Source organism: Luteibacter sp. NPDC104163, assembly GCF_055584245.1.
The window spans coordinates 135,418-143,309 of record NZ_JBVJMK010000012.1 but is presented as its reverse complement, the minus strand read 5'-3'; the positions used below and the strand labels follow the sequence as shown (position 1 = coordinate 143,309).

Here is a 7,892-nt window from a genome sequence, read left to right as displayed (position 1 = left end):
TTTGCAAACCCACCCCCCATTTTTTTTTTCCTTTTGGTTTGGGCCCCGGGTGGGGGGGGGGTGGGGGCCCGCGCCCCCCCCCCCCCCGCCCCCACCCCCGCTCCCACAAGTGCGGCCTTTGCGCGGCCTTACTCGTCCGACGCGGCTTCGAGATCTTTCAGGATCCGGTAAATCTCCCGGAACGCATGCAGCGGCTTGTTCGCCTCGCGCTCGGCGCGTGCCTGGCGCACCAGCGAGCGCAGGTGCTGGCGGTCGAGTTCCGGGTGCTTGTCGAACAGCTCGCCCATCGCGCTGTCGCCGCCTTCGAGCAGCTTCTCGCGCGCCGCCTCCAGGCGGTGCATGTGCGCGGCTTCCTGGCGCTGGCGATCGCGGTCTTCGCCCAGCGCGGCACGCGCATCGGCAAACGCCTCGTCACCATGCCGCCGCATCAGCTTCGCCAGGTACGCCATCTGGCGCTTGCGTGCGATATGCGCCGTGACCTTACGGGTCCGGCCGATTTCGTCGATGATGTCTTCCGGCAGGTTCAGCTTGGGAATGCGCGAGGGCGGCAGTTCCACCAGCTGGTTGGCCAGCTTCAGGATATCCAGCGCATTGCGCCGGTTCTCGGTGCGGCTGGGGCCGAAATCTTCCTCGTCGTCGTCCTTCGGCGGCGGCTTGTCCCAGTTCCTCATGGCTGTACCTCCTCGCCTTCGAAGGCAAAGCGCGGCTGCACGTGGCCTTCGTGTTCAACAGTTTCCGCGAACATGGCCGCGGGGCGTACCCACAGGCCGTGCTCGCCGTAGAGGGCCTGGTACACGACCAGTTCCTCCATGGTCTCGCTGTGCCGGGCCGTGCCCAGCACGCGGTAGGGCATGCCCTTGAAGTGGCGGTAGTAGCCGACACGGATGGTCATAGGGTTTCCATGGCACCATGGGCGGTGCGTTTGCTTTGTATTCGGGCGGCGCGCCCCCAACTAGGGAGATTCGGCCGCCTGCGGCCTGCCATTCTAACCGCCTGCCCCCGGGAAGCCCACGTGAGCCAAGTTTCCACCCTCGACACCAGCCACCAGGACCTCGACCGCCTCGCCAGCCTGGCCGAGGATACGATCCGCCGGGCGCGCGCCGCGGGCGCCACCCAGGCCGAGGTTTCCGCCAGCGTCGACGTGGGCCTGAACGTGAACGTGCGGCTGGGCGAGGTCGAGACCGTGGAGCACACCCGCGACCGCGGCTTCGCCCTCACGGTGTTCTTCGGCCAGCGCAAGGGCTCGGCCAGCACGGCGGACCTCAACCCGGATTCGATCCAGGCCACGATCGAGCAGGCCTGCGCCATCGCCCGTTTCACCGAGGAAGACCCGGCCGCCGGCCTGGCCGACGCCGACCGCATGGCGACCACGTTCCCCGACCTGGATCTCTGGCACCCCTGGGAGCTCGGCGTCGACGAGGCGATTGCGCTGGGCTGCGATATCGAGAACGCCGGGCGCGACCTCGATGGCATCACCAATTCCGACGGTGCCAGCGTCAATGCGGGCCAGAGCCTCTCGGTCTACGCCAACTCGCACGGCTTCCTGGGCCGCGAGCGCGGCACCCGCCATTCGCTCTCCGTGGCGTTGATCGCCGGCGACGACGAGGGCATGCAGCGTGACTACTGGTACGACAGCGTCCGTGACGCCCGCCAGTTCATGGATGCCGCCGCCCTGGGTCGGAAGGCGGCCGAGCGGACCCTGTCACGCCTGGGCGCACGCCGGCTCAGCACCCGCCAGGCGCCGGTCCTGTTTGCGCCGGAAATCTCGCGATCCCTGATCGGCCACCTGCTCGGTGCCGTGAGCGGTGGCTCGCTCTACCGCCGTTCCAGCTTCCTGCTCGATCACGTGGGCAAGCAGATCCTGCCGTCGTGGATGCGCATCGATGAGAAACCTCTCATCCCGGGTGGCTTCGGCTCGTCGGTGTTCGATGCCGAAGGCGTGGCCACGGTCGATTCGCCGCTCGTGGTCGATGGCGTGCTTTCGCGCTACATCCTGGGCAGCTACTCGGCGCGCAAGCTGGGCCTGCAGACCACCGGTAACGCGGGCGGGGTGCATAACCTCGTCGTCGCCAATGGCGGGGACGACTTCACCGCCATGCTGAAGAAGCTCGGCACGGGCCTGCTCGTCACCGAGGTGATGGGGCAGGGCGTGTCGATCATTACCGGCGATTACTCCCGCGGCGCCTCGGGCTTCTGGGTCGAAAACGGCGAGATCGCGTATCCGGTGGAAGAGATCACGATCGCCGCGAACCTGCGGGACATGTACGCGAACCTGGTCGCGGTGGGTGGCGACGTGGACCGCCGTTCGCACATCCTCACCGGCTCCTGGCTCATCGAGAACATGACCATCGCGGGCGAGTAGCCCGCGGCCCGCGGGGGCATGACTTCCTGCCCCCGTGCCGCAAGTCGGGTTGACAGGGGGCCGGGGCAACCCGGAGAGTGGGGCCGACATCGCCCAGGGAGTCGCGCCATGAGTACCCCGTCCGATCAGGTTCCACCGCCGCCCGCGCCACCGCCGTACGAGCCCGCGCCGCCGTTCGCCGCGCCCAGTTCCGATGACAAGAACATCGCGATGCTGACGCATCTGTCGGGGCCGTTTTTCCACGTAATCGTGCCGCTGGTGGTCTGGCTGGTCTTCAAGGACCGTGAGGACAAGCAGTACGTCGTGCGTGAGGCGAAGGAAGCCCTGAACTTCCAGATCACGATCGTGCTGGCGTATTTCATCGGCGGCATCCTGTCGATCATCCTGATCGGCGGCCTGATCATCTTCCTGGCATGGCTCGCGAACCTCGTGTTCTCGATCGTCGCCGCGCTGAAGGTCAGCTCCGATGGCAGCTATCGGTACCCGTATACATTGCGGCTGATTAGCTGAGTTGGCTGAAGTGTTTGAAAAAAAAGCCCGCTGATGCGGGCTTTTTTGTGGTTCTTCGCGGAAGTCCGGGGACGGGCAGTACGTCCCGCTTTCGAATCGGTTCATTCGCTGGCGCGAATGCGTGTGACCAGCGGCTCGCGCCGCCCCGCCTTTGATCGGGTGAGGAAGCTGCGGGTGGTCAGGCCCTTGGGGCCGCCAGGCGCGGACCTTCGGACCGGGCCGTAGCGCGGCACTCGCGAAAATCGATACGCCACGCGGCCCTCCGCTCATGCCGGCCCCAAGGGCCTGACCACCCACGCCTCTAACGGTGAGGTTCACGGTGGGAGAGCTCGCAACGCGTGCCAACCAGCTCGCCCGTGGGAGCGCGCTTGCGCGCGATAAGCCCACGGAGCAGTGACGCGGCTAGCTAGCTCACGCGCTAACCGTTGTTCGATCCGCCGAGGCGCGGCGGCGAGGGCACCAGCCGGTATCGCGTCGCCGAGAGGGCTTGTGTGTGTATGGAATGCTGAGCGCGCGGGGTATCTGCGCGGTACGCCGCATCGCCGCTTCGTTGGCTCGTCGCGCGCAAGCGCGCTCCCACAAGGGGTGGGGCATCGGTGTGCGGGCTTGTGCGGCACGGAACGGAATGTGTCGACTCGGGAGCGGGCAGGCCCTGGCGGCCGACATGAGCGGAGGGCCGCGTGAGGCAACGACTCTCGCGACAAGGGAGCTACGGCCCGGTCCGTAGGTCCGCGTCTGGCGGCCGCCAGGGCCTGACCGCTCCCGATCCCGGGAAGCAACCAGCCTAAGGCGGCGCAAGCCGCTCAGTACACGCATTCGCGCCAGCGAATGAACCGATGACGAGGCGCCGATGCACCCGACGACCCCGGTAATGCGCGAAGAACCTTTCTTGTGTCTGGGTCAGCCCGCGTCGGGCTTCGCCTACACGTAGTTGAGTTGCACCCCGGCATATCCAAACGACATGGATCGGCACGCTGCGTCGTCCTAGTCATCAGGATATCGCGCGATGGAAAAGTGTGCCCGAAAAGGGTATGGTTATAGCCGCAGGGTGCCCCGGGTGCTCAAGCAGAAAGGGTTTTCTCGCTGGCAAGCCGATCAGGGCATTTCCGACGCCTCGCTGTGCAAGGCTGTGCGTGAGATGGAGCGTGGTTTGATTGACGCCGACCTTGGTGGCGCGCTGTTCAAGAAGCGCATCGCTCGCACTGGGAGCGGCAAGAGCGGTGGCTACCGTACGCTTCTTTCAGTTCGCATCGGTCATCGTTACGTCTTCCTGCATGGCTTCGCTAAATGCGACAAGGAAAACGTCACGCTGGACGAGTTGAAAGTGATGCGGTTCGCGGGCAAGGCCTTCCTCGAACTTTCTCATGAGGCGCTTTGGGTAGCTTGCGAAACGCGTCAATTACTGGAGGTATGTTGTGAGCCGCATCATTGAGTCCATGCGCGAAACGATGGTGGCGCTGCATCAGGCAGGCGCCATCAACAAAGTGACCATGCGTGAGTTCGAGGCGATCTGCCCGCCGCCCGTTCGCGATTTCAGCGCTTCGGATATCAAACAGCTGCGCGAAAAGCTCCGGTTTAGCCAGCCGGTGTTTGCGCACCATCTCCATACGACCGCATCGACCGTGCGCAAGTGGGAGCAGGGCGAAACACGTCCGACCGGTCCGGCACTGAAGCTGCTGAACGTCGTCGCCGACAAGGGCCTCGCTGCGATCCTTTAATGCACGAGGCCGCGTACGATCAGCGCGCCAATCCGCGGCCGATCAATGCCCGCGTGCTGCGGAATAACGAGCCAGTTCGGCCAGCCATTCGCCCCGCACGCCGAGCGGCGCGATGGCTTCGAGTGACTCGTCGACAAGTTCCCGGAGCCGTGCCCGCGATGCGTCGAGCCCAATAATCGACGGGAACGTCGGCTTGTCGGCGGCGGCGTCCTTGCCGGCGGTCTTGCCGATGACGGCGGACTCGCCTTCGATATCGAGGATGTCGTCGCGTACCTGGAAGGCCAGGCCGACGGCGTGGCCGTAGCGGTCGAGGCGCGCGAGCAGATCGTCGTCGCGGCACCCTGCCGCCAGCGCGCCCAGGCGCACCGACGCGCGAATCAGCGCCCCGGTCTTGTAGGCGTGCATGCGCTCGAGCTCTTCGAGGGTGAGCTTGCGGCCCACCGCGGAGAGATCGAACGCCTGGCCACCCGCCATGCCTTCCGCGCCGCAGGCGGCACCGAGCGTACGCAGCATGGCGATGCGCTGGGTGGCATCGTCGCTCTCGGGTGAGGCGGAAAGGATTTCAAACGCGAGCGCCTGCAGGGCATCACCCGCCAGGATCGCCATGGCCTCGCCGAACACGATGTGGCAGGTCGGTCGCCCGCGCCGCATATCGTCGTCATCCATGGCCGGCAGGTCGTCGTGGACCAGCGAATACGCATGGATGATCTCGACCGCGCAGGCGGGTGCATCGAGGATGGGGCCATCACTGCCCAGCGCGTGGCCTGCGGCGTAGACGAGCAGGGGGCGCAGGCGCTTGCCGCCGCCCAGCACGGCATAGCGCATGGCGCGGTGCAGTTCGATCGGGGGCAGGTCGTCGCCGGGCAGCACGCGCGCAAGCGCGTCGTCAGCCCGGCCGGCCAGCGCCTTCAGCGGCGCCGGCAGGTCAGTCGATGCGGGAGTCAAAGGGTTCGGCGGTATCGGGGGCTTCGGGGTCGAGCAGCAGGCGCACGCGTAGCTCGGCCTGCTCCAGCGCCGTCTGGCACTGCCGGTAGAGGCCGATGCCCCGCTCGAAGGATTTCAGCGATTCGTCCAGGCTGAGCTCGCCGCCTTCCATGCGCGTGACCAGTTGCTCGAGTTCATCGAGCGAGTGCTCGAATTCGGCGATGGACGGCGCGGGAACGGTGGCGGCAGGGGACTTCGGCATGGCGGCAAAACTAGCTCACATGGGCGTTTCGATCAATCGCCGCGATGCCACAGGGGCGGTGCGCCGGCGGCGTCGAACACGGATTTCCCGGCCTCGCTGAGCCAGCGGTCGGCGACGGCAAGGACGGCATCGCCCGCCACGACCAGTGGGATCCGTGGCCGTTCCCAGGGCGGGACACCGGCCCGCTGGAACAGGTCGCGCAACTCGCGGGTGTGTCGGTCCCCGACCGGCTTGAGGCTTTCCCCCCCCTGGCGGTAACGGACGGTCACGGGCGCACCCAGGCGGTGGCCGCCGAGGGTGAGTGACCCGCCCCCGGGCAGGGCCAGGGGCTCACCGTGCCACGCCGACGACCAGCCCTGGTCGAAGGTGCCCTGGCGCCGCATCGCCCACAGGCGGCCGCGCCAGACGCGCACCTCGGTATCCAGCCAGCCGACCAGCGGCAAACGCTCGGCGCCGGCTTCGCGGGCCTGGCGTTCCAGCGTCTCGCGCTGGGCCGTGGTCGGCGCGGACAGGCCGGCGCCGTGCAGCCAATGGTCGAGCAGGGGGCCGCGCCATGCGTGAGGCAGGGCGAGCCAGCCGGGCACGTCGAGGCTGCCGTCCGCGCCACGCAGTTCAGCGTACGCGGCAAGCCAGCCGTCACGCAGGCAGGCCGCCGCTTCGCCGCACAGGCGCGCACTGTGCACCACGCTCTGCGCGACATGCGGCCAGTGTTCGCGCAGGGCGGGCAACACGGTGCCGCGCAGCCACGCGCGGGCGACGCGGGGATCGTCGTTCGACGGATCGTGGACCGTGTCGAGCGCGTGCAGCGCGATATGGTCGAGTAGCGCTTCACGCGGCAGGTCGAGCAGCGGGCGCCACTGGTCGCCGGCACCGAGCGCGCGCAGGGCGCGCATGCCGGCAAGGCCTTCGGGGCCTGCGCCGCGCATGAGCTTCAGCAGCACCGTCTCGACCTGGTCATCGCGATGGTGGGCGAGGACGAGTCGCTCGCCGGGCCGCAGCGCGGCAGCAAAGGCGGTGCGCCGTGCGCGCCGTGCCGCACCTTCGGTGCCTTCGCCACGGCTAAGGTCCACGCTGACCCGCACCGACTCGAAGGGCACGTCCAGCGATTCGCAGAAGCGCCGGCAGTGCATCGCCCAGAGGCCGCTCTCCGCCTGCAGCCCGTGGTCGATATGCAGCGCGCGCAGGGCAGGCCGCGGCGCCTGCAGCGCCAGTGCATGGAGCAGCGCCGTTGAATCCGGGCCGCCGCTATAGGCGACGACGAGCGGCGTATCGTCGTGTTCCGCCAGTGCGGCGGCGAGGTGGTCGGTGAGTGAAACGCTCATTTGCCCTTGGCGCGCAGCTTGACGTACACGTGCTTGGCATTCCCGTGCTGGCGCTCTTCGACATCGAACAGGCCGATGCCCTGGATCAGGCCGCTCAGTTTCGAGAATCCGTAATTGCGCGAATCGAAATCCGACATGCGTTTGTTGAGGATGCTGCCGACACCGCCGAGCGCGGCCCAGCCGCTTTCATCCGAGGCATCCGTGACCGCCCCGCGCAGGTTGTTCACGAGGCGCGTATCGCCGCGCAGTTCCTTCGCGGACCTGGGCGCGGCGGGCGCTTCCTTCTCGTCATCGTCCTCGCTGGCGAGCACTTCGGTGTAGATGAACTTGTCGCACGCCGATACGAAGGGCTTGGGTGTCTTCAACTCGCCAAAGCCGTACACGAGCAGACCCGCTTCACGGATGCGCGAGGCCAGCCGGGTGAAGTCGCTATCGCTGGACACGATGCAGAAGCCGTCGAAGCGCTCCGAATACAGCAGGTCCATCGCGTCGATGATCATGGCCGAATCGGTCGCGTTCTTGCCCGATGTATACGCGAACTGCTGGATCGGCTGGATCGAGTGATCGAGCAGGGCGGACTTCCAGCCGTTGAGGTTCGGCCCCGTCCAGTCGCCATAGATGCGTTTGACGTGCGCCGTGCCGTACTTCGCCACCTCGGCGAGCAGGCCGTTCACGATCGCCGGGCGCGCGTTGTCCGCGTCGATCAGTACGGCGAGCTTCTGGGTCACATCGTTGGCCATGGCCGGCTCCCTGGTGCGAGCCGCCATGGTAGCGCGCCGCGGTGACAGCCGCGT

10 protein-coding genes are annotated in these 7,892 nt (G+C 67.2%); 4 read left to right on the top strand and 6 right to left on the bottom strand.

Going from position 1 to position 7,892, the window contains the following annotated elements; genetic code table 11:
• Nucleotides 1-128: 128 nt before the first annotated feature.
• Nucleotides 129-671 carry a ribosome biogenesis factor YjgA gene (gene yjgA / locus ACZ6YI_RS15430; RefSeq protein ID WP_465779429.1) on the bottom strand — a complete coding sequence of 181 codons (543 nt, stop codon included), beginning with the start codon at nucleotides 669-671 and terminating at the stop codon, nucleotides 129-131.
• Nucleotides 668-892, bottom strand: coding sequence for a DUF1653 domain-containing protein (locus ACZ6YI_RS15425; protein WP_465779428.1), 225 nt, complete (start codon nucleotides 890-892; stop codon nucleotides 668-670). Before ACZ6YI_RS15425 ends, yjgA begins: the two co-directional genes overlap by 4 nt.
• 120 nt (nucleotides 893-1,012) lie before the next feature.
• Between ACZ6YI_RS15425 and pmbA the strand changes: the two genes are divergently transcribed.
• The 4 genes from pmbA (at nucleotide 1,013) to ACZ6YI_RS15405 (ending at nucleotide 4,590) form a co-directional block, all read left to right on the top strand.
• Complete coding sequence (pmbA, locus tag ACZ6YI_RS15420; RefSeq protein WP_465779427.1) at nucleotides 1,013-2,362, top strand: metalloprotease PmbA; 1,350 nt, start codon at nucleotides 1,013-1,015, stop codon at nucleotides 2,360-2,362.
• Between the two features lie 108 nt (nucleotides 2,363-2,470).
• The gene (locus tag ACZ6YI_RS15415; protein WP_465779426.1) at nucleotides 2,471-2,872 is read left to right on the top strand and encodes a DUF4870 domain-containing protein; all 402 of its coding nucleotides are present in this window, start codon (nucleotides 2,471-2,473) and stop codon (nucleotides 2,870-2,872) included.
• A gap of 1,057 nt (nucleotides 2,873-3,929) precedes the next feature.
• Nucleotides 3,930-4,304: a type II toxin-antitoxin system RelE/ParE family toxin gene (locus ACZ6YI_RS15410; RefSeq protein WP_440327873.1), complete on the top strand. Its 375-nt coding sequence runs from the start codon at nucleotides 3,930-3,932 to the stop codon at nucleotides 4,302-4,304.
• Nucleotides 4,288-4,590, top strand: coding sequence for a helix-turn-helix domain-containing protein (locus ACZ6YI_RS15405; protein ID WP_440327874.1), 303 nt, complete (start codon nucleotides 4,288-4,290; stop codon nucleotides 4,588-4,590). The genes ACZ6YI_RS15410 and ACZ6YI_RS15405 overlap by 17 nt, the downstream gene beginning before the upstream one ends.
• A 42-nt stretch (nucleotides 4,591-4,632) precedes the next feature.
• Here the strand turns inward: ACZ6YI_RS15405 and ispA are convergent, their stop codons facing one another.
• Genes ispA through ACZ6YI_RS15385 form a run of 4 tightly spaced genes read right to left on the bottom strand, consistent with a single transcriptional unit; the run spans nucleotide 4,633 to nucleotide 7,838 of the window.
• Entirely contained in the window at nucleotides 4,633-5,535 is a 903-nt protein-coding gene (gene ispA, locus ACZ6YI_RS15400) for a (2E,6E)-farnesyl diphosphate synthase (RefSeq protein WP_465779425.1), read from the bottom strand.
• Nucleotides 5,516-5,776 (bottom strand): exodeoxyribonuclease VII small subunit, encoded by a 261-nt coding sequence (locus ACZ6YI_RS15395; RefSeq protein WP_440327876.1) that lies wholly within the window; start codon nucleotides 5,774-5,776, stop codon nucleotides 5,516-5,518. The genes ispA and ACZ6YI_RS15395 overlap by 20 nt, the downstream gene beginning before the upstream one ends.
• 32 nt (nucleotides 5,777-5,808) lie before the next feature.
• A complete protein-coding gene (tilS, locus tag ACZ6YI_RS15390; RefSeq protein WP_465779424.1) occupies nucleotides 5,809-7,098 on the bottom strand; it encodes a tRNA lysidine(34) synthetase TilS in 1,290 nt (429 codons plus the stop codon).
• Entirely contained in the window at nucleotides 7,095-7,838 is a 744-nt protein-coding gene (locus tag ACZ6YI_RS15385; protein WP_440327878.1) for an NYN domain-containing protein, read from the bottom strand. The genes tilS and ACZ6YI_RS15385 overlap by 4 nt, the downstream gene beginning before the upstream one ends.
• Nucleotides 7,839-7,892 lie beyond the last annotated feature (54 nt).